The following is a 23529-nucleotide window of genomic DNA, read 5'->3' on the forward strand; positions in this document are numbered from 1 at the left end:
TTGCTGCTTGAAAAGCGCCGGCTTGCTCTAGTCAATTTGTACAGAACCGCAAGGAAACCCATGCACGCCACCCATTACTTCACCGCCCCAGTCCTGGCCATTGCCGCGCTGCTGGGCTGCAGTTCCAACGCCCAGGCCGAGATCAAGTTTTACAACTCGCAAGCCGCCTACATGGCTGCCATCGCCGCGCCTGGCCTGGACACATTCAATAACCTGCCTTTCTGGGCCCAAGGGCCTGGCTATGTCGAACGCACGGCGGGCGAGCACAACTATGTGGCATGGTCGGTGGCCGGCCAGGGCAAGGATTCGTTGTTGTATGCCGGCGGCGACGACACCGATGCTTGGCTGTCCACCGACGCCGCGACCGACTATCTGACCTTTGGTTACTTCTCCGGCAAGGTCAATGCCGTCGGTGGCTTCTTCTTCGGCACCGATGAAAACGGCGCCTATATGCCCGGCCAGTCCATTCGCTTGAATGTGCTGGACGCCGATGGCACCGAAATCCTGCTCACGGTGGACAACACCTCGCCCGGCAGCTTCTTCGGTTTCGTGTCAAGCACCCGCTTGGATGCCTTCCAAGTCAGCGCCGTGCAGCCCAACGGTGGCCAGACCTGGGTGGCCGGCAATGACTTGACGCTGGGCAGCATCGCCGCCGTGCCCGAGCCCGCCAGCTACGCCTTGCTGATGGCCGGCTTGGGTCTGGTGGGGGCCGCCGCGCGGCGTCGTCGCGCTTAAATTGCCAGAAGGAAATGCCTGAGCGGGACAAGCGCTGTGCGCTTGCCCCGCTTTTCATTTGCGAGTCCTAAGAGAAGTGGCCTGCGCGTATGGCGGCCAGGCCTCTCAAGACAGCATCAAGGTAGCTTCAGGGCGCGCGCCACATCTGCCCAGGGCAGGTACTTGAAGTTCTGCGGGCCGTCCGGCAAGCGCTTGTGGCCGTCTTGCACCACGATCAGGCCCTGGCCATAGACACCACCGAAGTTGGTCGAGTTGACATCCAAGCCATCGGTTTCCGAAGCGCCGTCGATCTGCAGCTTGGCATTGATACCGATGCGAAAGCCGCCGCGCAAGGCAAACGGTGGCTTGGCATCCAGCACCAAATAGCTGTGATTGCCTTGCGAGGACGCCAGCAGATAGCTGGGCTTGCCGTCCCGGCCTTCATAGACCGCCAAGCCTTCGACATCGGCCTGCAACTCTGCGCCCACCGGCATCACCAGATAGGGTTTGGCCGGCACACCGGCGCGCGCGTCGACCGCCCAGATGCCGCGCTTTTCCTCGCCCACAAACAGCCGCTGCTCCGCCTCGTGGACGACACAACCCTCGGGCTGGCTGGCCAGTTTGAAAGCGCGCAAGAGGCGGGCCTGCCATTGGCCTTGTGCATTGAGCTCGATTCGGTACTGCTGCACCCGGCCGTCTTTGTCGTTGGGGAAGGCGTCCAGCTGACCGTCCGGCGTGCGTCCGACGCAAAGGCCGTAGATGTCCTTCAAGTCGGTGGGCAGGCGGGCCAGCTCGCGCACTTGGCCATTGGGGTCGATGCCGAAAAGGACCAGGGCGTTCTCATCACGCTGGGTGGCCACGGCCAGATCGAAGCTCTGGCCGCCGGTCTGGATGCGCTGACGCAAGTCGACGTTGTTGATGCGGCCAACCTCCAGCAATTGCAGCTCGCGCCCTTGCAGGTCATAGACCAGCAGCCCTTGCTTCTTGTTGGTGCCCAGCACCCGGCTGCGGCTGGCCTCAGCGGGGTGGACCCAGATGGCAGGGTCGTCGGCGGCGTCGCCGAAGCGCGCCACCGGGTCGGTTTGTGCGCTGGCGTGCAGCACCGGCCAGTCATAGCGCTTGGCCGCGGCTGTCGACTTTGGAGAAGGCGCTGTCGCCGATTTTGGAGAAGGCGCGGTCGCCTTCTGCAAGCGGCGCTGCGGCTTGCCCTCCACCTCGGTGCCATGCTCCCACAAGCCCACGCCGGGCTCTTGCATTTGCAGCACCTGGCGTGCGTCATCGACCTGGCAGCCTTCAGGCCCCGGCGCGGTGGCCAGGCGGCGCAGGGGGCGGGCGCTGTCCTCGCTGATCAGCCATTGCTCGCTCAAGCCTTCTTCGCCGAGCAAGAAGAGATGGAGCAAGCCTTGTGGGTCGCGATGCAGGCACAAGGCCTCGACCTGGAAGCCGGGCTCGGGCAAATCATGGGCACGCAAGACCTGACCCTTTGAACGTACCAGTACAGGACGGCCACGGTCCGCGTCCAGCAAGACGGCGACTTTGTCAGCCTGGCCTTTCAGGTTGCCTTCGCCCACTTCACTGCGCTGATCCCAGCGTTTGGCGCGCAGTTTGAGGCGATCGAGTTCGCGGCCTTGCTCGTCCAGCAGGTGCAGGCCAGCCTTATCCAGCTTCAAGGTCGTGGCCGGGCCGACGGCGCCGGCCGCACCGCCGATCACGAGGCTCAGCGCGCAGGCGGCGCTGAGCAGAGTCTTCACACTTGGGCGGCCGCGCATCAGAACACCGCCAGCTTCAGGCCCAGCTTGTAGCTGCGGCCATATTGCTCGTACTGCGTGTTCAGGGCACGCTGACCGGCGTAGACGTAGTAAGGCGTGTCGCGCAGATTCAGCGCTTCGAAGCTGATTTGCAGCTTGGGTGTGATGTCATAGCGCAGCGAGAGATCGACTTGGGTTTGCGCGTCCACCCACATGTCTTTGGCCGCGTTCAGCACATCGCCCACTTCCAGCAGATAGGCCGACTTGTAATTGGCCGCCACGCGGCTGCTGAAGCCATAGCCTTCCCAGCCCAGGCTGAGGTTGACGCTGCGGTCCGACTGGCTGGGCAGGGCCAGCTTGCGCTGCTGCCAAACGCCGGCCTTGTAGCCGCCAATCGTGGCCTCGGAGCTCACCAGCGTTGCATTGGCGCCAACGATCAAGCCATTGAACGGCGCGGGCAGGCTGCGCAAGGCCTGGCCGTAAGCGAGTTCCAGGCCGCTGACCTTGGCGGTGTCGCCATTGGCATAGGTCAGGGCCGAGTCGAAGCCGACCCAAGCGCCTTGGCCGGCCAGATTGCTGCGGTAGACAAAGTCCTTGATGTTTTTATGGAAGGCATAGGCCGACACCGCACCGTCGCGGTCCAGGCGACGCTCGATGCCAAAGTCCAGGTTTTGCGAGCGCAGCGGTTTCAGTTCGGGGTTGCCGAACTCGGCCGTCTTGTCGTCGATGACGAAACCGGGAGTGAGCTGGCCGAAAGTCGGGCGCACCACCGATTGGGTGTAGGCGCCGCGCAGCTGGGTGTCTTTCTGCAGATCATGGCGCAGCAAGAGGGCCGGCAGCCAGTGATGGCTGCTGGTGCTGGTCTGCTGCGGGCTGAGCGTGCCCTTCTTATTGCCGGTGCCCGACGCGTCCATGGCCAGGGATTCGTGGCGCAGGCCGGTGATGACTTGGGTGGACTTCCACTCGATGCGGGCTTGCAGATAGGCCGCGTCGCTGTCTTCCTTGATGCGGTAGTCGTTGACGGCGGAATCACTGGGGTCAAGGAAGTCGGCCGGCTTGAGGGCGGCGACCAAGTCGCGCACGGCGGTCTCGCTCATAGTCGGGCCCAAGTCGCCCCAGGGATAACGCGGTGAGCCCTCGGCCACCACGGCATTCAGGGCCAGCTTGTCCTTGCTGAAGCTGTAGGGTGCCTTGGCCAGCGCCTTGCTGCCATAGCTCCACACATCGCGCTCATTGTCTTTTTGGCGGCGCGCCAGCTTGATGCCGCCCTTGAGTTCCAGCTCCACGCCATTGACTTCTTGCTCATGCGAGAGGTCGAGCTTCAGATTGCGTTCACGGTCGGTGGCCAGGCTCTTCTCCAGCTTGATCTTGTCGAGCGCAAAGCCGCTGGCGCTGGACAGGGCGGCCGGGCCGCTGATGATGGGTTGCTGGCTGTCGGCAAAAGAGATGCCACTCAGGGTGCTGGCGTTCTTGTAGGTGGCGCCGGACAAGGTGTCGGGCTTGTTCTCACTGGCGCGGCCGGCGCCAACGGCGGCTTGCAGCTTCCAGTCGCCAAAGCGACGTTCGCCGCCCAGGCTCAGCGAGTCGATCTGCGAGATTTCTTCGCGGGCCTTCAGGCTCCGAGCGGCCTTGGCCGTGCCAGTGGCGCCCACGGTCAGTGCGGGCGAGAACTCCAGGGTCTGGGCTTGGCGTGTCTCGGTGTCGGTGAAGCGGCTGCTGAAGCTGCGCAGGTAGTAACTTTGAGTCGCATCGGGGCGCAGGTCGAGGTTGAGCGCTCCGCCGCGACGCTCGCGGGTGATGGTGTAGCTGCGTCGCTCCAGCTTGCTCAGGGCCGGCTGGGCGCCGCTGAGGTCCCAGGCGCCGCCGCTTTCCACATTGTTGGAGCCAAAGCTGCGCTCGTCCGAGCTCAGCGCCACGGCCACACCCAAGGTGTTGGCGAAGAAGCGCTCGCTGTAGATCAGCGCGGCCGTGGGGCGGGCCTTGCCGGTCAGGCTGGAGTGGTTGGCGCCGGCCGACAGGGTCAGGAAGCGGCCGGGCTGGTCAAAGGCCGACAAGGTGTTCACCTCGACCGAGCCGCCCAGGGAGTTGGCATCTTGCTCGGGCAAGGCCGTCTTGGTCACCACCAGCGAACGGATCAAGCCGGCGGGCACCACATCCAGGCCGACGGCGCGGCGGTCGGCTTCGGCCGAGGGCACCAGCGTGCCGTTGATGCTGATGGCGTTCAGATCTGGCCCCAAGCCGCGGATGCGGATGAAGCGGCCTTCGCCCTGGTCACGTTCGACCGACACGCCGGGGATGCGGGCCAAGGCCTCGGCGGCATTGGTATCGGGCAACTGGCCGATGCCGTCGGCATGCACCACGCTGATCACCCCTTGCGCGGCTTGCTGCTTGTCCAGCGCACTGCGCAGGCTGGCGGCTTGGCCGGTGACGACCACCGTGTCCAGCGTTTTGGCGCTGCCGGCGGCAGCACCCGTGGCGGGCTTGGCTGTCTCTTTGGCTGGCGTGCTGGTTGTTTGGGCTTGCGCGGCAAGGGCCGTCAACAGGCATAGGCTGAGGGCACTCAGGCGTGGGCGGGCAGCGCAGGCAGGGCGGTGTGAGTTCATGGTGGTGGACATTGTCGGTTTTGTGTGGAGTTCAGGAGTCAGGGGGCAGGTCTTGCCTGCCTTGGGCTCGCACCTTAGGCAGGCCATGTGGCGGCTCCGTGACAAGCTGTCACCAAGTCCCGAGGGGAGACTGATCGGCGCATGGGTGGTGGTGGCGATGAGCTTTTGGCACCCCGTCTGGACACAGCCTGGCTTTGTGACGACCCTGTCACATTCATTCACTAGGATGCGCAGCGATGACTTCGCTTCGCACCCTCCTCAAAGACCTGCAGCCCAGCCCCTTGGCTCCGGTGCTGGGCCTGAATCAGATTGCTCATCTTTTGGCCCTGCCCATGGTGGGACTGCTCTGGGCCTTCGCGGCCTTGGGTGAACCCAAGGCAATGGCGCAGTGGCGTTGGGTCGATATCGTGGGCGAGGGCGGCATGGGGCTGATGGCCGGCATCTGGTTGCTCCAGCTGCGCCTGAGCCGGCCGGGCGGCCGCGTCACCGATCTGTTCTGCCTGGGCTTGGCGGCGATCTTGTTGGGGCAGTGGGTCGACTTGCTGGATGAGTTCTGGCATCTGCCCAAAACTGTTTACTGGGACAACTGGTTGGAGTCCACCCTCGTGCCACTGGGTGCCTTGCTATTGACGCTTGGCTTGCATCACTGGCGGCAGGAGCAGCGCGCGCTGACCGAGCAATTGCTCAAGCGCGAGCGCTTGTTCCGTGAGCATCGCAGCATGGACGGCATCACCCAGCTGGGAGACGCCAACTATCTGCAGGCCCAGATCGCCCTGGAGCAAGGCATGCGCCGGCCCGGCGCTTTGCTGATGCTGAGCCTCAAGGGCTTTGACTCGGTGGCGCGCGAACTGGGCTTGGCCGAGGCCGACCGCTTGTTGCAAGCGGTCAGTCACCTGCTGCTCTTGAATTTGCACCCGGACGATTTGCTGTGCCGCTACGCGGCCGACCGCTTTTGCGTCTTGATGCCCGGCTCCGACGGCCAGGCTGCGCGTGTGCAAGCCGACCATCTGCGCCAGGCCTTGAACACCTTGGCGCATCACAGCCGCAGCGGCCAGCGCCTGCAGCTGTGCGGGCAAAGTGCCTGGGCCGAAATATGCTTGAGCCGCCCGCCCGAGCAGCAGTTGTTGGCCCTGGCGCAGGCATTGCGGCAAACGCCATGAGCGATCTGGCCTTGGCGCAGCCCCCTGCGGTCGACTCGCCGCAAGACCTGGCACTGGCTGCCGCCCTGCGAGGTTTGCTGCCGCCGCAGGCGCCGGTGGACCACAAGCCCTATCAACTCAGCAGCCCCTGCCTGGCCTGGGAGCATTGGCCGGTTCTGCTGCTGGAGTTTGCGCGCAGCCGCGGCCTGAAACCGGCTGAGCTGCAAGAGGCGGCCGGCCTGGGCGTCGCAGGTACGGTGCCAGCCTTGCTCAGCCCGCAGCAGCTTTTGCGTTTGATGGCCGTGGTGCAGCAGGAGCTGGCCTCGGCCGACACGGCGTTTGTGCTGGGCCAGCTGAGTCTGCCGGGCCACTACGGCCTGCCCAGCCATGCGCTGAGTCAGGCCGAGAATTTGGGCCAGGCCTTGCAGGTGCTGGTCTCGCACGCTGGCCGCTTGTCGCCGCTGCTGACACCGCGCCTGCTGCGCCATGGTGACGAGATCATTCTGCTGTGGACCGAGGCTTGCGGCGTGTCCGCCGCGCAGCGCGGCTTTGTGGTGGATTTGCTGATGAGCGCGGTCACGGCCATGTGCCAGTGGCTGGGCGGTGAACGCCTGCCCTGGCGTTACAGCTTCAACCGTACTCAGCCGCGTGACCTGTCGCAGCACGCAGTGTTTCTAGGGCCCGATTTGCAGTTCGATTGCCAAGTGGACGCGATGCGCTTGCCCGCCACCTGCTTGGGCAAGACCTGGCCCCGTGGGGTGCCGGGCAGCATGGCCGCCCAGGCCTTGGCCCAAGGGGCTGAGCCGGCGGCGCGGGCGCGCGGCCTGCTGGCGGCGCTTTACGATCACCTGCTGCCGCGCTACCGCGAAGCGCCCTCGCTGGATGAGGCCGCCGCGTTCTTTGGCGTCAGCAGCGCCACCTTCAAACGCCACCTGGCCCAGCATGGCACGCATTACCAAGCCCAGATCGATCAGGTGCGCACCCATGTGGCGCTCTATCTGCTTTTGCTGCAAGGGCGCAGCAACGAGGGAGTGGCCCTGCAACTGGGCTTTCACGACCGCAGCAACTTCCGCCGCTCCTTCAAACGCTGGACCGGGCTGGTGCCCAGCTTGTTGGCCTGAAGTCGGGGCGCAGCGACCACGGGGGGCGAGCAGGCTTCTGGCATCAAGCCGAAGTGCCTTGTAGGCCCGCCGGCTTGTGCAGCCTGCGGCGCTTGAAGGCGCCGTAGCTCACATGGCCCAGCCAGAACAAAAGCAAGGCCAGGATCAGCAAGCCCGGCAGCATCAACACGCCGGACTTTTGCACCGCCTTCGGGAACACCTGCGGCTGGCCCAGAAACAGGGAGTTGGCGGCGATGAACAAGGCGACGGTCATGCGCCAGAGATGGCGCGCCAGCCGGGTCGCACCCGTGACGCCGCGATTCAGAATCAAGCGCAGATCGCCCACGGCGGCCAGGCTGCCGATGATCAGGAACATCACGAACGCCGCGCCCGGCTGGCCGTCCAGCATGCCGCGCGGGTTTTGCATGGCCAGCCAGAACAAATAGGCGCTGGCGGCAACCACGCTCAAGGAGATCGGCAGCAAGCCATGGTCGAAGCGCCCGAGCTGCCCGGGCTTGTGCTTGACCGTCATCCACGAGCTCAAGACCAGATAGAAGGTCAAGATGCCGGCAATCACCGAAGCGCGCTCGGGCGTTGGCAAGAAGGGCGCCACGACAGCGCCGATGCCGGACATGATCAGCATCGAGATGACAAAAATCTTGCCGATCAGGCGGTGCAGCGGCGTGCCCTTGCGGAACACAAAGGCCGCCGCGCCAGACAAGATGCCGACGCTGCCGGCACCAATATGCAGATACAGCAGCGCCGCAGCAGCGGCGTGGACCAGGGGAGAACTCTCGGGGGCGATGTAGAGGATGGCCATTTTCTTGATAACTTCTTAATTCGGTGGATCGCTTGGCGTGTTTTTGTCGTTCTGCTTACTTGGGCTGCCGCTCGAAGAAGGCCCAGATCATGGCCGGGCCGTTCGGCTCCATCGGGGAGGGGCCCAAGAGGCGTGGGCGCTTCGAGTAAGGCTGCGGCAGGCCGTGGCCACCGCCATGAATGCTCACCAGTTCCACCTCGGCCTTGCCATCCTGGCTCCAGCGGTTTTGCTCGACGCGCACACCCTCGGCCACGGTTGTCTCACTCGTCTGGGCTGCCCCGGTCAGCTGAGCCCAATCGGCGAAGTACTGCGCCGAGGCGCGGGATGAAATGATGGGGCCGCCCTTGTAGAACAGGCCCAGCAAATTGATTTCGCCGCCGGCATAGGGCACCAGCGGGTCTTCTGTGCCGTTCATGATCATCACCGAGGTGGCTTTTTGCGTCGCCGGCTGGCATTGGAAGTTTTCAGGCGTCGGCACATTGGCGACCACGGCGGCCACCGCCTTGTAGCGGCTGGGCTGCTCCAGCGCCAAGCGCATCGCCATCGAGCCGCCGTTGGAAACGCCGGCCGCAAACACACGCGCCGCGTCGAGCGTCAGCTCGGCGACTGTTTTGTCGACCAGGGCGGCCAAGAAACCCACATCGTCGTTGCGCACGCCGTTCAGCTCTTTGTCTCCGATGCGGCTGCAGTCGTTCCAGTCCGAAGCAAAAGCCTTGGGATAGAGGAGGGCGAAGCCATGCTGATCGGCCAGGCGCTCAAAAGCGTAGCCGGTGCCGACGCGGATCTGGTTCGGGCCTTCACCCGAGCCATGCATCACCAAGACCAGCGGCGCACCCTTGGGCAGGTCCTTGGGCACATAGGTGCGGTAGCTGCGCTTCACGCCGGCCACTTCCATCGTGCCCTTGGTCCATTGACCGGACAGCTGCGGCAACTCGGGATCGGGTGTGTAGAGGAAGTAGGCAAACAGGCCGGCCAGCACGGCCAGCAGCGCAGTCAGGGTCAAGAAGCCTCGCAGCAGGAAACGGAAAACTCTCTTCATGGCAAGGCTCTCTGTGGAACAACGGGGTCGACTGTGCCTTTGCGGCCCGGCCTAGCCAAGCGAGGCCGGATCGGTGACGGCCTTGCAGGGACGAGCGACGCCCCGCCGCGATCAATGGCGCAAGCCGCTGTTGATCGGCCAATCGCGCCATTCATCCCGCCGCATCGTGCCTGAAAACCTGCGCCGCGTGGCTCGTCTGAGCGGCTGTTTGGGCGGGCGGTTCGCTCAACACAATGGCCCTGCCTTCACGAAGTCAGGAACGCAGGCGAGTTCTAAGGCCTGCTGTTTCAGACCCATCAATCACTCAAGTCTCAACCGCCCATGACTACCCAATTTCTTCCAGCGCGCCAAAGTTCTTCAATTCAAAAAGCCATGCTGACGCTGGCCCTGGCGGCCACCCTCGGCAGTGCCCACGCCGCCGTCTTTAAGGATGCGCAGCTGGAATCGCTGCAAGATGCCGGCAAGTTTCTGGAACTGGAACAGCAGGCCCAAACACGATTGAAGACCAACGCCGCCGACGCCGAGGCCAGCGCGGCCTTTTCTTTGGCCTTGAGCTTCAGCGACGCCGGTGACGGCAAGCGTCTCGAGGCCGGTGCCAAGCAGGCCAAGCTCTGTGTTGAGCAGCACCCGAATGTGGCGGTTTGCCACCTGGCTTCGGCGCAGAACCTCGGTTTGCAGATGCTCAGCATGGGCATGGCCAAGGCCATGCGCAATGTGGGGACCTTGAAAGAGACCTGGATCCGCGCGCTGGACTTGGATCCCAGCAGCTTCACGGCCCGGGTGCAGTTGGCCAAGCTCTATCTGACCGTGCCCGGCATGATGGGCGGCAGCGTGTCCAAGGCCAAGGAGCTGGAGGTCGCCGTGCGCAACAGCCAGCCCGAAACGGCGCGCATCATCCGCGTCCATATTGCCGCCGAAGACAAGAAATGGGCCGAGATGGAGCGCGAGTTACTGGGCGTCAAGCCGAGCAAGGATGGCGCCATGCTGGAGGAGTTGCGCGAGGCCACGGTGCAATTGGCGCGGGTCTATTTGAAGGACGGCAAAGACTTGGCCAAGGCCAAGAGTCTCTATGAAGGCCTGCACCGCGATCAGCCGAACAAAGCCAGTGGCAGCTATGGCTTGAGCCGGGTCTACGCCGCGCAGGGCCAAACAGACGAAGCGATTCGCTACCTGGAGCGGGCCAGGACGCTGGGCGGCGCTGACGAACTGCCCGTCGATCACCGCCTGGGCGATGCCTATCTGGCCAAGGGCGACAAGGCGCAGGCCAAGGCGGCTTACGAGCGCTTCATTGCCAACAAACGGGCAAACCCAGCCAATGTCGACGACGCTCGCAAGAGCCTGGCCAAGCTCGGCGAATGAAAGGCTCAATGAGGCTTTGCCTCCAAATCTGCTGCCAAAGCATTCAATTGAAGCTCAGGCGACGGAGCCAGCAGTTGCAGCGCACCCGCTATGAAACCCAAGGTGGAGGTCAAATTGATCACTCAAGCCAATGACAAGCAGTTATGTGATTCAGCCGTCGACATCAAAGTGAAACTGGCCGCCGTCTGGGCCTCAGTCACGTTGTGCTACCTCTATTGCGACTACTTCGAGCTCTATCAAGCGGGCAAGCTTCAAGCCATGCTCGCCGGCCGAATGGGCCCTCTGGGCGAATCGAGTCAAGGCGTGCTCTTGGGGGCGTCCATCGTGGTCTCCATCCCAGCACTCATGGTCTTCCTGTCGGCGTTTTTGCCGGCGGGCGTCAACCGTGTCGTCAACCTGCTGTTCGGTGCGCTGTTCACGCTCATCATGCTTGTGTTCCTGCTAAGCCCGGGTGTCTGGCTGTACTACAAGTACTACGCTTTGCTTGAGGTCATGCTCACCTTTGCTGCTGTGTGGCTGGCATGGCGCTGGCCCAGGCAGGCCGCTGTATCGCCTGCATCGCATGGCGCTACCTAACTCTTCAATAGACAGGACCCGTAAGGGCAAGCTGCCGGCGAGCGCTTTGGGCCAGTTAACACGACGAATGCCTCAGCCTGGCCAAACTCGGCTGAAGGAGTACTGAACATGACCGACCAAGACCTTCCCCTCTGGCGCCTGAATCTGTTGCGCGCCTTCTACTTGCTGATCACGGTGGGCCTGGCCATCAGCTGGGGGCCGAGCCTCTTGCAGCACAGTGACCTGTGGGCGCAACGCAGGGGTGAGTTGGGCGCGATGTTGATCGGCTTGGCCATCCTCTGTGTCTGGGGCCTGCGCTACCCCTTGCAGATGTTGCCGCTGCTGATTTTCGAGCTGCTCTGGAAGAGCATTTGGCTGCTGCTCATTGCTTACCCGCTGTGGCTGGATGGGGCGATGACGCCGAATGTGCAGGAGTCTGCTTTCGCCTGCTTGATGGGCCTGGTGCTGACACCGCTGGTGCTGCCCTGGCGCTATATCGTGCACCACTACTTTCGCAAGCCGGCGCAGCGCTGGCGTTGATGGCCGCGCGCTTTTGACGCTCAAGCCTTCCAGCCAATCACTCGAGTATTCTGCCGTGATGTCACCCACCACTCCCATCGAAGCAGCGCCGCTATCACCGGCCTTCCATTGGCGGTCGCTGTTCGGCTGGCGCCGCGTGCGCACCGTCGCCATCACCTGCTTCTTGCTGACTTTGCTGTTCAGCATCAACTGGAACGTCAAGAGCTATCACCTTCTGGCGATGCGGGTGTTCGGTGTTGGCTTGATGGTGCTGCTGGCCTTCGGCGTGTTTGAGCAGTGGCCAAGGCGGCTGCCGAAATGGCTGGCGCGCTGGGTGCTGCAGGTGGTCGCCGTCGGCGCGGTGGTACCCGTCACCGTTTTCTTTTTTTACACATGGGGCACGCCTGCGGGGGCTCCGGTGTTTTGGGCGGACGAGAAGCGGCTGAACGGTTTCATGACGCTGGCGTTCTCCGGCATGTTGCTGGCACCCTGGGTGGCCCTGACCGCCTTGCTGCGCCAACGTGAGGCCAAAGTGGAAAAGCAAGCCGTCGATTTTGAGCTGGAACGCAGCGAATTGGCCCGTCAGGCGCTCGACGCCCGCATGCGCTTGTTGACGGCCCAGGCCCAGCCGCATTTTTTGTTCAACACCCTGGCCAATGTGCAGGCTTTGGTCGAGGCTGGTTCGCCGCGCGCGCCGCAGCTGCTGCAAAGCCTAACGGACTATTTGCGCGCCGCCGTACCGCGCCTGGACGGCTCGGCCAATACGCTGGGTCAGGAACTGGAACTGGTGCGGGCCTATCTGGAGCTGATGCAGATGCGCATGCCGGACCGGCTGGCTTTTGCGCTGCATATCGGCGCCGGTGTGCATCTGCTGCGCTGCCCGCCGATGAGCTTGTTGACCCTGGTGGAGAATGCCGTGCAGCACGGCATTGACCCGAGCGAAGAGGGCGGCCGTATCGATGTATATGCGGAGCTGCTGGAAGCTGGCCGCTGCCGCCTGCGCGTGGTGGACACCGGCGTGGGCCTGCAGGCCACCGGCGGTGGTCTGGGCACCGGCCTGGCGGCGCTGCGTGAACGCCTGCACTGGGCCTACGGAGGCACGGCCAGTTTGGAACTGTGCGAGGTGGCGCCTCATGGTGTGCAAGTGACGATTGAATTTAGCGAGCCCAAGCCATGAACTTGACTGCCCTGATTGCCGACGACGAACCGCTGCTGCGCGAGATCCTCGAGGCGCGCCTGGCCGCTGCCTGGCCGGAGCTGCAAATCGTCGCGCAGGCCCGCAATGGCCGCCAGGCGATCGAGATGTTCGAACAGCATCAGCCGACGATCTGTTTTTTGGATGTGCACATGCCGGGCCTGAGTGGCGTGGAAGTGGCCCGCCACATTGGCAAACGCGCGCACCTGGTCTTCGTCACCGCCTTTGACCAATATGCCTTGGAGGCTTTTGAGCATGGCGTGCTGGACTACTTGGTCAAGCCGGTCACCGCGGCGCGCTTGAGCGAAACGGTGGAGCGCCTGAAGGCCCGCCTGCAGCAGGCCCAGCCCGCCGTGCATTCGGAAGCCTTGCTGACGCAACTGGCCGAGCGGCTCAAGCTCGACAAACCCGAGGCGCTGCGCTGGGTGCGCGCCAGCGTCGGCGCCTCACTGCGCATGATTCCGGTCGATGACATCGACTACTTGAAGAGCGATAGCAAATACACCTTGGTCGCCTACCGTGACGAGGGGCAGGTGGCCGAGGCCTTGATCCGCATGCCGCTGAAGGATTTGCTCGGCCAACTGGATCCACACCATTTCACCCAGGTGCACCGATCGGTGGTGGTCAATCTGCGCTCAATACGCCGCGTCACCCGGGGCGAGAACGAGACTGCCGACATCGAGCTCAAGGGCCGCAGCGAGCGCCTGCCGGTGAGTCGCAGCTATTTGTCTCTGTTCAAAGAGATGTAGGCGTCAGACAGGCCTTGCCAGGAGAGCGGCAAAGCCTTTCCATTCACCTGGGCGTATGGCGCAGGTCGCCGCGTTCAGCTGATCTTGAAGCTGCTCACCACATCGCTGAGATGGGCGGCTTGATCCTTCAGGCTCTCCGCGGCCGCGGCCGATTGCTCCACCAGCGCGGCGTTTTGCTGCGTCATCTGGTCCAGCTGTGACACGGCCAGATTGATTTCATCGATGCCCCGGCTCTGCTCGGCTGCCGCGGCACTGATGTCGGCAATGATGGTGGTGACGCTGGCAACGCTGCCGACGATCTCGTCCATGGTGCTGCCCGCTTGCGCGACCTGCCGGGCGCCGTCCTCCACCCGTTCCACACTGGTGCCGATCAAGCCTTTGATTTCTTTGGCCGCCTCCGCGCTGCGCTGAGCCAGCGAGCGCACTTCAGACGCCACCACGGCAAATCCTCGCCCTTGCTCCCCGGCCCGGGCCGCTTCAACGGCGGCATTCAAGGCCAGAATGTTTGTTTGGAAGGCAATGCCGTCGATGGTGCCGATGATGTCGGCAATGCGCTTGGAGCTATTGCTGATGTCGTTCATGGTGGTCACCACCCGGCCCACTGCGACGCCGCCACGATTGGCAATGTCTGCCGAGGAGCTGGCGTGCCCGCTGGCAGCGTTGGCGCTGTCGGTGCTGCGGTGCACCGTCTCGGTCAGGCTTTCCATGGCCGAGGCCGTTTGCTCCAGATTGCTGGCGGTCTGCTCGGTGCGCGCGCTCAGATCCTGGGCGCCGACGGCAATTTCCCGTGAAGCCACGGCGATGGATTCGGCGGTGTGACGCACATCGCGCATCACATCCTCGATCTGGCCGACAAACTGGTTGAAGGCGCGGGAGATCTCGGTCAGCTCATCTTCGCCTTCGGTGCCCAGGCGCTGGGTTAAATCACCGGAGCCCGAACCAATCTGATCCATGGCATTGCGCACACTGACCAAGCGAGATAGCAGCGCTCTGACCATCAGGGTGGCCAAAACCGCCGCCGCTGCCACCACCAGAATCAGGCCGATGCTGGCATTGCGCAGCAAATGTGAGAGCGCCTTCAAGGCTTCCGTGTGTTCGGCCGCGGTGACCAAGGTCCAGTCGGTGTCGCTGACCGGTGAGAACTTCAAAAAGAAGTCCTGCTCGCCAATGCGCAGGACGGGCAGGGCGTCGGCCTGGGCCTTGCCCGCCATCAAAGCCTCGATGCCGGGCGCCACCTCGTTGGCGGGTTTCAGAGCCAGCTCGGCCTTGGGGTGGGCGACGACCTTGCCGCTTTTGTCGATCAAGAAGGCAAAGCCGCTGGGTGTGGGTTTGACCTTGGCCAGATCGGCCACCACTTCATCCAAGGGCACATCCGAGCCAGCCACGCCTTTGAGTTCGCCGCCCTCGCGGATCGGCGCGGCGAAAGTCACCACCAGCTTTTTGGTGGAGGCGGCGATATAGGGCGAGGTCAGCACCGGCTTGTCGGAGCCGGCGGCCAGCTTGTACCAGGGGCGGCCGGTGGGGTCGTAGTCGGCGGCGCGTTTGCGGTCGGGCACCGACACCATGCGTTTGTCGGCTCCGCCCAGATAGGCCAGATCCAGCACGCCGGCGCTCAGCGCTTGTTGCAAGGCTGGGGCGGGGTCGCTGGCCTGCATCGCGGGCGCCAGGGAGGCGACGATGTTCTTCTGCGAGCGCACCCAGATCGAGATCATGTCCGCATGGGTGCGGCCCTGCTCGCTCAGCTCTTCCTCAATCTGCTGCAGCACAGTGGCTTTCACCGTGTGATAGCTGATCGCTGTGGCCAGGGCGATGGCGACAAACACGATACCGATACAGGCCGCAATCAAGCGGGACTTGATGGTCTTCAGCATGGCTGGCTCCGGCAGACGAGGCGGTCGGGCCATGATAGGGCGGGCCTGCCTGATCGCATAGATCAAGCCGGCGTTTGCGCTCTGGGTGTTTCCCCGGCTTGGCTGCGTCGGCGTTCTCAAGCAACGGCCTGGTGCTTTGGTCCTGTTTCTCTTCTGTGCCTGCTTCGTCGCAGGCGCTGCTTCAAGGGCTCAGGCAGCAGCGATCGCGGCCCTCGGCCTTGGCCTGGTAGAGCGCCAGATCAGCGCGTTTGCACAGCTGTGTGATTGACTCGCCGGGGCGTGCCAGGGCCAGCCCGACCGAGTAGGTGTAGCCCTGCTCTGGCTGCGCGGTCAATGGCCGTGACTGGCTCACCGCGGCATGCAGGCGATCAAGAATGGCCAGGGCCTGGGTTTCATCGACATCGCCCATCACCAGCATGAACTCTTCGCCGCCGATGCGGCCGCAGCCGTCACCGCGCCGGCTGCTTTGCTGCAGCAGGCGGGAGAAGTCGCGAATCACCGCATCGCCGGCGTCATGGCCAAGACTGTCATTGATGGATTTGAAGTGATCAAGGTCCAGAACGGCCAGGGCCAGGGGCGTCGCGTTGTCGTTCAGTGCGGTCACATGCTGCTCCAACTGCTGCAGCACATGGCGACGATTGCTGATGCCGGTCAAGGGGTCGCTCTGCGCGGCGCGCAAGGCCTTGTCGCGCTCTTGCCGCAAGGCCCGGTCATCAACCTTCAGCGCGCTGATGTCGCAGGCGCTGCATAGCATCCAGCCATTGGCGTGGGTGGTCTCGCTCATCCAAATCCAGCGCCCATCGTGCAAATCGGCCTCGAAAGCTCGAAACGCTTGCTTGCCCCGCCGCGACGCGGCCGCCGCCAACCAGGTTTCCTGATCAAGTGAAGACACCACATTGCCGCGGCCTTTGGCCAGATTGGCGCGCATCAGGTCGATCCAGCGGGTGCGGCCGTCCGGCCGGGTGTCAAAGGCTTGGCAAAAGGCCGGGTTGGCATAGCGCAGCACATCGTCCTGATCGAACAGCGCCGTAGGCGCCGGGCTGTCCTCATGCAGCGCCATCAGGTGGCGGGCCAAGTCATCGCTTGAGGGGAGTTCCATGCTGGAAGGGGCGTGTGTGGCACGAAAGGGTGCAGGGAAGATTCTGCGCCGCTTGAGTGAGTTACGGGGCAATTTGCGCCAAGACGATCGAGTTCAAACGCCCAAGTTCGCACGTTCAAACACACAAGTTCAAATAAATCGGCCGGCTAGGGCGAATAAAAAAAAGGCAGGAGGCCTCGCGGATCGCGATGCCTCCTGCCCTTGGCAGCGGCTCAATTCAGAGCCGGCTGAATGCGCTCAATGCGCTGAATGCGCTTAAGCGCTGGCGATGGGGATGTTGACGCTCTTGCCGCTGGCAATGCGCTCTTTCCACTCGGCCGGGCCAGTGCTGTGGGCATTGGTGCCGCTGGCGTCCACCGCCACGGTGACCGGCATGTCCACCACGTCGAACTCGTAAATCGCTTCCATGCCCAGGTCGGCAAAGCCCACCACCGGCGCGGCCTTGATGGCCTTGCTCACCAGGTAGGCGGCGCCGCCCACGGCCATCAGATAAGCACTGCCGTTGTCCTTGATCGCTTCGATGGCGACGGGGCCGCGCTCGGCCTTGCCGACCATGGCGATCAGGCCGGTCTTCTCCAGCATCATGCGGGTGAAGCCGTCCATGCGGGTGGCGGTGGTGGGGCCGGCGGGGCCAACCACTTCTTCACGCACCGGGTCAACCGGGCCGACGTAGTAAATCACCCGGTTGGCAAAGTCCACCGGCAGCGGCTCGCCCTTGGCCAGCATGTCGGCAATGCGCTTGTGGGCGGCGTCGCGGCCGGTCAGCATCTTGCCGTTCAGCAGCAGGGTGTCGCCGGCTTTCCAGCTGGCAACTTCGGCCTTGTCGAGCTTGTTCAAGTCAACGCGGCGGCTCTTGTTGTAGTCGGGCGCCCACTGCACATCGGGCCACAGGTCCAGGCTGGGCGGGGTCATGAAGGCGGGGCCGGAGCCGTCCAGCACGAAGTGGCCGTGGCGGGTGGCGGCGCAGTTGGGGATCATGGCCACGGGCTTGCTGGCCGCGTGGGTGGGGTAGGTCTTGATCTTGATGTCCAGCACCGTGGTCAGGCCGCCCAGGCCTTGGGCGCCAATGCCCAAGGCGTTGACCTTCTCGTACAGCTCGATGCGCAGCTCTTCGAGCTTGTTCTGCGGGCCGCGGGCCAGCAGATCGAACATGTCGATGTCTTCCATCAGCGACTCTTTGGCCAGCAGCATGGCCTTCTCGGCGGTGCCGCCGACGCCAATGCCCAGCATGCCCGGCGGGCACCAGCCGGCGCCCATCAGAGGCACGGTTTTGAGCACCCAGTCCACCAGGTTGTCGCCCGGGTTCATCATGATGAACTTGCTCTTGTTCTCGCTGCCGCCACCCTTGGCGGCCACCATCACGTCCACCGTGTTGCCGGGCACGATGCTGACGCTGATGACGGCGGGGGTGTTGTCCTTGGTGTTCTTGCGCTCAAAGATCGGGTCGTTCAGCACCGAGGCGCGCAGCTTGTTGTCGGCGTTGTTGTAAGCCTGGCGCACGCCTTCGTTGACGGCGTCTTCCAGCGAGCCGGGGAAGCCTTCCCAGCGCACATTCATGCCGACCTTGAGGAAGACATTGACGATGCCGGTGTCCTGGCAGATCGGGCGGCGGCCTTCGGCGCACATCTTCGAGTTGGTGAGGATTTGCGCGATCGCGTCCTTGGCGGCCGGGCTTTGCTCGCGCTCGTAGGCGCGCGCCAAATGGGCGATGTAGTCGGCCGGGTGGTAGTAGCTGATGTACTGCAGGGCGGCGGCCACGCTTTCAACCAGGTCGGCGTAGCGGATGGGGGTGGAGCTTGAGGTAGTCATAGGTGCGCTGGGCTTAGGGGAGACCGTGTCCGCGCGAGCCAAAGCCTGGGTCGCGCTGACAAAAAACTCTGAGACACTGCCCGCCAGTTTACTGAATACCGCGCCCTTGGTCGGTGCGCCTGGAGAGACCTATGCTGATGACACAGTCACTACGAAAGTTTTTTGCCAGCGAATCCAGCAGCGGCATCGTGCTGGCTTTGGCGGCAATTTTGGCCTTGATCATCAGCAACAGCCCCCTGAGCCATCTCTACCAAGGCTTCACCCAGATCAGCGGCGAAGTGCGTGTCGGCGCCGATGCCCTGGTGTTGAAAAAGCCGCTGATCGTCTGGGTCAATGACTTGTGGATGGCGGTGTTCTTCTTGCTGGTGGGCCTGGAGATCAAGCGCGAGTTCGTGGCCGGCGAGCTGGCCAGCCTGAAGCAGGCAATTCTGCCGGCGGTGGCTGCCCTGGGCGGCATGGTGGTGCCGGCTCTGATCTATGTGGGCTTTAACTGGAGCGATGCGCAGGCCTTGCGCGGCTGGGCGATTCCGGCGGCCACGGATATTGCTTTCGCCATCGGCATCTTGATGCTCTTGGGCTCGCGGGTGCCGAGTTCGCTGAAGATCTTTCTGACCGCGGTGGCCATCATCGACGACCTTGGCGCCATCGTCGTGATCGCGCTCTTCTACACCCAGCAGCTCTCACTGCCGATGATGGCGGCGGCGGGCGGCTGCTTGTTCTTGCTGTGGGCGCTGAATTTTTCCGGCGTGACGCGCAGCGATGTCTATCTGGCCGTCGGCCTGCTGTTGTGGCTGTGCGTGTTGAAGTCGGGCGTGCATGCCACGCTGGCCGGGGTGGCCACGGCGATGTTCATCCCCATGCATGACAAGCACGGCGGTTCGCCGCTTGAAACGCTGGAGCATGGCCTGCACCCCTGGGTGTCCTACATGATCCTGCCGATGTTTGCGTTTGCGAATGCCGGCGTGTCGTTTGCCGGCATGAGCCCGGCGGCACTTTTGCAGCCGCTGCCCATGGGCATTGCCATGGGCTTGCTGGTCGGCAAGGCGGTGGGGGTGTTTGGCAGCTCCTGGCTGCTGATCAAGTTCGGGGCGGCGAGCCGCCCCTCGGGTGCCAGCTGGACGCAGTTCTTTGGCGTCTGCGTGCTCTGCGGCATCGGCTTCACCATGAGCTTGTTCATCGGCGGCCTGGCTTTTGAGGGCCTGGGGCCGGAGTTTGAAACTCAGGTCAAGCTCGGTGTCCTGGGTGGCTCGCTGCTCGCCGGTGTGATTGGCGCCTGGATCTTGCACAAGGCCGCCAATCAAGCCTCCTGAACCAGCTCAGTGCTCGGCCGGCGGGTGGCCGCTGCTGAGCAGCTTGTCGGTGTAGGCAATCGCCAACGCCGAGGCCAGGAAGGCGACGTGGATCAAGGTCTGCCACATCAGCGTCTTCTCGCTGTAGTTGTCGGCGTTGATGAAGGTCTTGAGCAGGTGGATAGAGGAAATGCCGATGATGGCGGTGGCCAGCTTGACCTTGAGCACCGAGGCATTGACATGGCTGAGCCATTCCGGCTGATCCGGGTGGCCGTCCAGATTCATGCGCGACACAAAGGTCTCGTAGCCACCCACGATCACCATGATCAGCAGGTTGGAGATCATCACCACGTCGATCAGGCCCAGCACGACCAGCATCAAAATCGTCTCGTTGAGCTTGGCGATGGGCTCGTAGCCAATCACCGCGCCGGACATATCCTTGATCGCCGTGGCCTTGTAGCCAATGCTTTTCACCAGCGTGGCCAAGGCCTCTTGGTTGCCAAAAGCGGACTCAATCAGATGCACCAACTCGGTCCAGAACTGGAACACATACACGGCTTGCGCCAAGATCAGGCCCAGATAGAGCGGCAGCTGCAACCAGCGGCTGGCGAAGATCAAATTAGGGAGTGGGCGCAGGTGGGTGGGGGGCGTGGACATGGATTCCTCGAGTCTTTGGGGTGAGCGATTCTAAGAACTTGTCCGTCAACTGCCGTGCGCGGCCATTGACGGAGAAGTTCGCTGGGTCAGCATTGTGTCGATTTGAGTAAGCGCTTCGTCAGAGATGCGATGCACAGTCGCGTCAATGCCTTGCGAATTGAATGACATTCAGCGCGAGCACGGATCGCAGATTAACCCCTCAGAGGAGACAAGCTCATGACTCAGAACGCCCAATATCTGCCCAGCGCCGAATGGCAGGCGAACGCCCACGTCAAGGGCATGGCGGGCTACCAAGCCCTGGTTGACGAGGCCGAGAAGGACTACGAAGGCTATTGGGCCCGTCTGGCGCGTGAGTTCGTCAGCTGGCAAACCCCTTTCACCAAGACGCTCAACAGCAGCGAAGCCCCCTTCTTCAAGTGGTTTGAAGACGGCAAGCTCAATGTGTCCTACAACTGCCTGGACCGTCATATCGAGGCCGGCAAGGGCGACAAGACCGCGCTGATTTTTGAAGCCGACGATGGCGCCGTGACCAAGGTCACTTACAGCGAACTGCTCGGACGCGTGGCCCAGTTGGCCAATGCGCTGAAGGCGCGAGGCGTCAAAAAGGGTGACCGCGTGGTCATCTATATGTCCATGTCCATCGAAGGCGTGGCCGCCATGCAGGCTTGCGCCCGCATCGGCGCCACCCACTCGGTGGTGTTCGGTGGCTTCTCGGCCCAGAGCTTGCGTGACCGCATCCAGGACGCCGGCGCCGTGATGGTGATCACCGCCGATGAGCAAGCCCGTGGCGGCAAGGCTTTGCCTTTGAAGGCCATTGTGGACGAAGCCCTCGAAGGCGGCGTCTGCCCGACCCTGCGCGACGTGATTGTTTACAAGCGCACCGGCGGCAAGATCAATTGGGTGGAAGGCCGCGACCTCTGGCTGCACGATGTGCTGCAAGGCCAGGCCTCGGTGTGCGAGCCCGAGTGGGTGGAGGCAGAGCATCCGCTGTTCCTGCTCTACACCTCCGGCTCCACCGGCAAGCCCAAGGGCGTGCAGCATTCCACCGGCGGCTACTTGCTGTTCGCTGCGCTGACCACCAAATGGACCTTCGACCTGAAGGATTCCGATGTGTTCTGGTGCACCGCTGACATCGGCTGGGTCACCGGCCACAGCTACATCACCTACGGCCCCCTGGCCCTGGGCGGCACCGAGATCGTCTTCGAAGGCGTGCCCACTTACCCCGATGCCGGCCGCTTCTGGCAGATGATCGAGAAGCACAAGGTCACCGTCTTCTACACCGCGCCGACCGCCATCCGCTCGCTGATCAAGGCCGCCGAAGGCAATGCCGCCGTTCACCCTGATCGTTATGACCTCAGCAGCCTGCGCTTGCTGGGTTCGGTGGGCGAGCCCATCAACCCCGCTGCCTGGGAGTGGTATCACAAGCATGTCGGCGGCGGCCGTTGCCCCATCGTCGACACCTTCTGGCAGACCGAAACCGGCGGCCACATGATCACGCCGCTGCCGGGTGCTACCCCGCTGGTGCCGGGCAGCTGCACCTTGCCCTTCCCGGGCATCACCACCGCCATCGTGGATGAAATGGGCAATGATGTGCCCAACGGCACCGGCGGCATTCTGGTGGTGAAGAAGCCCTGGCCGTCGATGATCCGCACCATCTGGAACGACCCCGAGCGTTTCAAGAGCAGCTACTACCCGGCAGAGCTGAAAGGCTACTACCTGGCCGGCGACGGCGCCATCCGCGACGCCGAGACGGGCTACTTCACCATCACCGGCCGCATCGACGATGTGCTGAACGTGTCCGGCCACCGCATGGGCACGATGGAAATCGAATCGGCCTTGGTGAGCTGCACCGACTTGGTGGCCGAAGCCGCCGTGGTCGGCCGCCCGGACGACACCACCGGCGAGGCCATCTGCGCCTTCGTGGTGCTCAAGCGCGCTCGTCCTGAAGGCGAAGAAGCCAAAGCCATCGCCAAGCAATTGCGCGACTGGGTGGCCAAGGAGATTGGCCCCATCGCCAAGCCCAAGGACATCCGCTTTGGCGACAACTTGCCCAAGACCCGCAGCGGCAAGATCATGCGCCGCCTGCTGCGCTCGGTCGCCAAGGGCGAGTCCGTCACCCAGGACACCAGCACTTTGGAGAATCCGGCCATCCTCGATCAACTCGGCCAGGCTTACTGATTGACTGAATAGGCAGGGCGAACCAATCGCTCTTGCTAGGCCAGAAAAAAGGCCCGCCGGATCACTCCGGCGGGCCTTTTACTTGTCTGGCTGCTGAATCGGCGCCCAAGCGGCGCCGCTCGCATGAGCTTTACTTGAGCGACAGCACCCAGGTGGCCAATTGCTTGGCTTCGGCCTCATTGACCTGGGCATTGGCAGGCATGGGCACGGGACCCCAGACGCCGGAACCGCCCTTGATGATTTTGGCCGACAAGGTCGCCACAGCATTCTTGTCCTTGGCGTACTTGGCCGCTACATCCTTGTAGGCCGGGCCGACCAGCTTCTTGTCGACTGCATGGCAGGCCATGCAGTTCTTCTTTTGCGCCAGTTCGGCATTGGCCAAGGCCGGGCCGGCCACCAGGCCAATGCTCAGACCGGCACAGGCCAGCGACAGGGTGCGGGAGAACGTGGACAGTTTCATTTTTTTCCTTTCAAAAGGCACAGCAAAAAACGGGTTCGAGGAGATGTGGACTACAGTCTTGTGCCAATTAGTTCAACACGGCGATGCCGGCCTCAGTGTAGTGTGGCCGGCGAGTTGCATTGTGTTTGGACTGCGCGGTGTGCGCCCATGAGGGGCGGCAGCGGAACTTGTTTTGACCTGGCGCGGTCAAGCGGCTTGGAGAGCGGAAATCATGTGGTTTGTATTGATCGGTGTGGTCTTGTTGGCGCTGAAGATTTTTGATGTGTCGCCGGTGGCCGACTGGAGCTGGTGGGCCTTGTGCATCCCCTTCGCTTTGGCCGCGGCATGGTGGACCTTTGCCGACGCCAGCGGTTTGACCCAGCGCAATGCCATGCGCCAAATGGACGAAAAAAAGGCGCAACGCCGCGCCCGTTCGATGGACGCGCTGGGCCAGATCGATCCCAAGGCCAGAAAAAAGGGCAAGTGAGGACATGGCTTTGGCCCCGTTTGCTTCGAGTTCCCGCAGTCGCTCACGCTCACGTTCACCCTGGCTTATTCCCCTCGCACTGATCCTCACGCTGCTGCTGGCCGTCGGGCTGGCGTGGCGAATCTGGCTTGGCCACAATCCTGAACAGGCCGCCAAGCCG

The 23529-nt window shown here is 63.4% G+C and carries 20 protein-coding genes; 11 read left to right on the top strand and 9 right to left on the bottom strand.

The annotated features are described in order from the left end of the window. Positions 1–60 precede the first annotated feature (60 nt). Complete coding sequence (locus AABB87_RS07980; protein WP_341970744.1) at positions 61–735, top strand: PEPxxWA-CTERM sorting domain-containing protein; 675 nt, start codon at positions 61–63, stop codon at positions 733–735. 116 nt (positions 736–851) lie between these two features. Here the strand turns inward: AABB87_RS07980 and AABB87_RS07985 are convergent, their stop codons facing one another. Both AABB87_RS07985 and AABB87_RS07990 read right to left on the bottom strand, forming a co-directional pair. Next, complete coding sequence (locus tag AABB87_RS07985) at positions 852–2483, bottom strand: phytase (RefSeq protein WP_341970745.1); 1632 nt, start codon at positions 2481–2483, stop codon at positions 852–854. Continuing rightward, on the bottom strand, positions 2483–5065 hold the full coding sequence (locus AABB87_RS07990; RefSeq protein ID WP_341970746.1) for a TonB-dependent receptor: 2583 nt from the start codon (positions 5063–5065) through the stop codon (positions 2483–2485). Before AABB87_RS07990 ends, AABB87_RS07985 begins: the two co-directional genes overlap by 1 nt. 236 nt (positions 5066–5301) lie before the next feature. Here AABB87_RS07990 and AABB87_RS07995 point away from each other — a divergent pair, with 236 nt between their 5' ends. Together AABB87_RS07995 and AABB87_RS08000 are read left to right on the top strand one after the other, a co-directional pair. Then, positions 5302–6225: a GGDEF domain-containing protein gene (locus AABB87_RS07995; RefSeq protein ID WP_341970747.1), complete on the top strand. Its 924-nt coding sequence runs from the start codon at positions 5302–5304 to the stop codon at positions 6223–6225. Next, positions 6222–7325 carry an AraC family transcriptional regulator ligand-binding domain-containing protein gene (locus AABB87_RS08000; RefSeq protein ID WP_341970748.1) on the top strand — a complete coding sequence of 368 codons (1104 nt, stop codon included), beginning with the start codon at positions 6222–6224 and terminating at the stop codon, positions 7323–7325. Before AABB87_RS07995 ends, AABB87_RS08000 begins: the two co-directional genes overlap by 4 nt. Positions 7326–7368: 43 nt before the next feature. Here AABB87_RS08000 and AABB87_RS08005 read toward each other — a convergent pair whose 3' ends face one another. Next, positions 7369–8124, bottom strand: a complete 756-nt coding sequence (locus tag AABB87_RS08005; RefSeq protein WP_341970749.1) for a hypothetical protein — start codon at positions 8122–8124, stop codon at positions 7369–7371. A gap of 55 nt (positions 8125–8179) precedes the next feature. Then, on the bottom strand, positions 8180–9163 hold the full coding sequence (locus tag AABB87_RS08010) for an extracellular catalytic domain type 1 short-chain-length polyhydroxyalkanoate depolymerase (RefSeq protein ID WP_341970750.1): 984 nt from the start codon (positions 9161–9163) through the stop codon (positions 8180–8182). A 321-nt stretch (positions 9164–9484) separates the two neighbouring features. Between AABB87_RS08010 and AABB87_RS08015 the strand changes: the two genes are divergently transcribed. From AABB87_RS08015 to AABB87_RS08035, 5 genes are all read left to right on the top strand, one after another. Next, complete coding sequence (locus AABB87_RS08015) at positions 9485–10522, top strand: tetratricopeptide repeat protein (RefSeq protein WP_341970751.1); 1038 nt, start codon at positions 9485–9487, stop codon at positions 10520–10522. Positions 10523–10612: 90 nt separating this feature from the next. Then, positions 10613–11098 (top strand): DUF6326 family protein, encoded by a 486-nt coding sequence (locus tag AABB87_RS08020; RefSeq protein ID WP_341970752.1) that lies wholly within the window; start codon positions 10613–10615, stop codon positions 11096–11098. Between the two features lie 108 nt (positions 11099–11206). Further along, positions 11207–11617, top strand: coding sequence for a hypothetical protein (locus AABB87_RS08025; RefSeq protein ID WP_341970753.1), 411 nt, complete (start codon positions 11207–11209; stop codon positions 11615–11617). Between the two features lie 58 nt (positions 11618–11675). Next, positions 11676–12773, top strand: coding sequence for a sensor histidine kinase (locus AABB87_RS08030; RefSeq protein WP_341970754.1), 1098 nt, complete (start codon positions 11676–11678; stop codon positions 12771–12773). After that, positions 12770–13540 (top strand): LytR/AlgR family response regulator transcription factor, encoded by a 771-nt coding sequence (locus tag AABB87_RS08035; protein WP_341970755.1) that lies wholly within the window; start codon positions 12770–12772, stop codon positions 13538–13540. Before AABB87_RS08030 ends, AABB87_RS08035 begins: the two co-directional genes overlap by 4 nt. Positions 13541–13614: 74 nt before the next feature. On the opposite strand, the gene AABB87_RS08040 is transcribed toward AABB87_RS08035, so the two are convergent. From AABB87_RS08040 to AABB87_RS08050, 3 genes are all read right to left on the bottom strand, one after another. Next, positions 13615–15411: a methyl-accepting chemotaxis protein gene (locus AABB87_RS08040; RefSeq protein ID WP_341970756.1), complete on the bottom strand. Its 1797-nt coding sequence runs from the start codon at positions 15409–15411 to the stop codon at positions 13615–13617. 181 nt (positions 15412–15592) lie between these two features. Further along, a complete protein-coding gene (locus AABB87_RS08045) occupies positions 15593–16510 on the bottom strand; it encodes a GGDEF domain-containing protein (RefSeq protein ID WP_341970757.1) in 918 nt (305 codons plus the stop codon). A 255-nt stretch (positions 16511–16765) separates the two neighbouring features. Then, complete coding sequence (locus AABB87_RS08050) at positions 16766–18319, bottom strand: fumarate hydratase (protein ID WP_058719227.1); 1554 nt, start codon at positions 18317–18319, stop codon at positions 16766–16768. Between the two features lie 137 nt (positions 18320–18456). On the opposite strand from AABB87_RS08050, the gene nhaA reads away from it, so the two are divergent. Next, complete coding sequence (gene nhaA, locus AABB87_RS08055; RefSeq protein ID WP_445944847.1) at positions 18457–19629, top strand: Na+/H+ antiporter NhaA; 1173 nt, start codon at positions 18457–18459, stop codon at positions 19627–19629. A gap of 6 nt (positions 19630–19635) precedes the next feature. Here nhaA and AABB87_RS08060 read toward each other — a convergent pair whose 3' ends face one another. Beyond that, a complete protein-coding gene (locus AABB87_RS08060) occupies positions 19636–20265 on the bottom strand; it encodes a TIGR00645 family protein (RefSeq protein WP_058719229.1) in 630 nt (209 codons plus the stop codon). A gap of 216 nt (positions 20266–20481) precedes the next feature. On the opposite strand from AABB87_RS08060, the gene acs reads away from it, so the two are divergent. Continuing rightward, positions 20482–22443 carry an acetate--CoA ligase gene (gene acs / locus AABB87_RS08065; RefSeq protein ID WP_341970759.1) on the top strand — a complete coding sequence of 654 codons (1962 nt, stop codon included), beginning with the start codon at positions 20482–20484 and terminating at the stop codon, positions 22441–22443. A gap of 130 nt (positions 22444–22573) precedes the next feature. Here acs and AABB87_RS08070 read toward each other — a convergent pair whose 3' ends face one another. Beyond that, positions 22574–22903 (bottom strand): c-type cytochrome, encoded by a 330-nt coding sequence (locus tag AABB87_RS08070; protein WP_341970760.1) that lies wholly within the window; start codon positions 22901–22903, stop codon positions 22574–22576. A gap of 211 nt (positions 22904–23114) precedes the next feature. Here AABB87_RS08070 and AABB87_RS08075 point away from each other — a divergent pair, with 211 nt between their 5' ends. Continuing rightward, on the top strand, positions 23115–23369 hold the full coding sequence (locus AABB87_RS08075) for a TIGR04438 family Trp-rich protein (RefSeq protein ID WP_341970761.1): 255 nt from the start codon (positions 23115–23117) through the stop codon (positions 23367–23369). Positions 23370–23529 lie beyond the last annotated feature (160 nt).

The sequence above is a fragment of the Roseateles sp. PN1 genome (assembly GCF_038419725.1).
Lineage (GTDB): Bacteria > Pseudomonadota > Gammaproteobacteria > Burkholderiales > Burkholderiaceae_C > Paucibacter_A.

Excerpts from the sequence above, each read along its gene's own strand:
- AABB87_RS07980 (WP_341970744.1), top strand. The coding sequence starts at position 61 with ATGCACGCCACCCATTACTTCACCGCCCCAGTCCTGGCCATTGCCGCG.
- AABB87_RS07985 (WP_341970745.1), bottom strand. The coding sequence starts at position 2,483 with ATGCGCGGCCGCCCAAGTGTGAAGACTCTGCTCAGCGCCGCCTGCGCG.
- AABB87_RS07990 (WP_341970746.1), bottom strand. The coding sequence starts at position 5,065 with ATGAACTCACACCGCCCTGCCTGCGCTGCCCGCCCACGCCTGAGTGCC.
- AABB87_RS07995 (WP_341970747.1), top strand. The coding sequence starts at position 5,302 with ATGACTTCGCTTCGCACCCTCCTCAAAGACCTGCAGCCCAGCCCCTTG.
- AABB87_RS08000 (WP_341970748.1), top strand. The coding sequence starts at position 6,222 with ATGAGCGATCTGGCCTTGGCGCAGCCCCCTGCGGTCGACTCGCCGCAA.
- AABB87_RS08005 (WP_341970749.1), bottom strand. The coding sequence starts at position 8,124 with ATGGCCATCCTCTACATCGCCCCCGAGAGTTCTCCCCTGGTCCACGCC.
- AABB87_RS08010 (WP_341970750.1), bottom strand. The coding sequence starts at position 9,163 with ATGAAGAGAGTTTTCCGTTTCCTGCTGCGAGGCTTCTTGACCCTGACT.
- AABB87_RS08015 (WP_341970751.1), top strand. The coding sequence starts at position 9,485 with ATGACTACCCAATTTCTTCCAGCGCGCCAAAGTTCTTCAATTCAAAAA.
- AABB87_RS08020 (WP_341970752.1), top strand. The coding sequence starts at position 10,613 with ATGAAACCCAAGGTGGAGGTCAAATTGATCACTCAAGCCAATGACAAG.
- AABB87_RS08025 (WP_341970753.1), top strand. The coding sequence starts at position 11,207 with ATGACCGACCAAGACCTTCCCCTCTGGCGCCTGAATCTGTTGCGCGCC.
- AABB87_RS08030 (WP_341970754.1), top strand. The coding sequence starts at position 11,676 with ATGTCACCCACCACTCCCATCGAAGCAGCGCCGCTATCACCGGCCTTC.
- AABB87_RS08035 (WP_341970755.1), top strand. The coding sequence starts at position 12,770 with ATGAACTTGACTGCCCTGATTGCCGACGACGAACCGCTGCTGCGCGAG.
- AABB87_RS08040 (WP_341970756.1), bottom strand. The coding sequence starts at position 15,411 with ATGCTGAAGACCATCAAGTCCCGCTTGATTGCGGCCTGTATCGGTATC.
- AABB87_RS08045 (WP_341970757.1), bottom strand. The coding sequence starts at position 16,510 with ATGGAACTCCCCTCAAGCGATGACTTGGCCCGCCACCTGATGGCGCTG.
- AABB87_RS08050 (WP_058719227.1), bottom strand. The coding sequence starts at position 18,319 with ATGACTACCTCAAGCTCCACCCCCATCCGCTACGCCGACCTGGTTGAA.
- nhaA (WP_445944847.1), top strand. The coding sequence starts at position 18,457 with ATGACACAGTCACTACGAAAGTTTTTTGCCAGCGAATCCAGCAGCGGC.
- AABB87_RS08060 (WP_058719229.1), bottom strand. The coding sequence starts at position 20,265 with ATGTCCACGCCCCCCACCCACCTGCGCCCACTCCCTAATTTGATCTTC.
- acs (WP_341970759.1), top strand. The coding sequence starts at position 20,482 with ATGACTCAGAACGCCCAATATCTGCCCAGCGCCGAATGGCAGGCGAAC.
- AABB87_RS08070 (WP_341970760.1), bottom strand. The coding sequence starts at position 22,903 with ATGAAACTGTCCACGTTCTCCCGCACCCTGTCGCTGGCCTGTGCCGGT.
- AABB87_RS08075 (WP_341970761.1), top strand. The coding sequence starts at position 23,115 with ATGTGGTTTGTATTGATCGGTGTGGTCTTGTTGGCGCTGAAGATTTTT.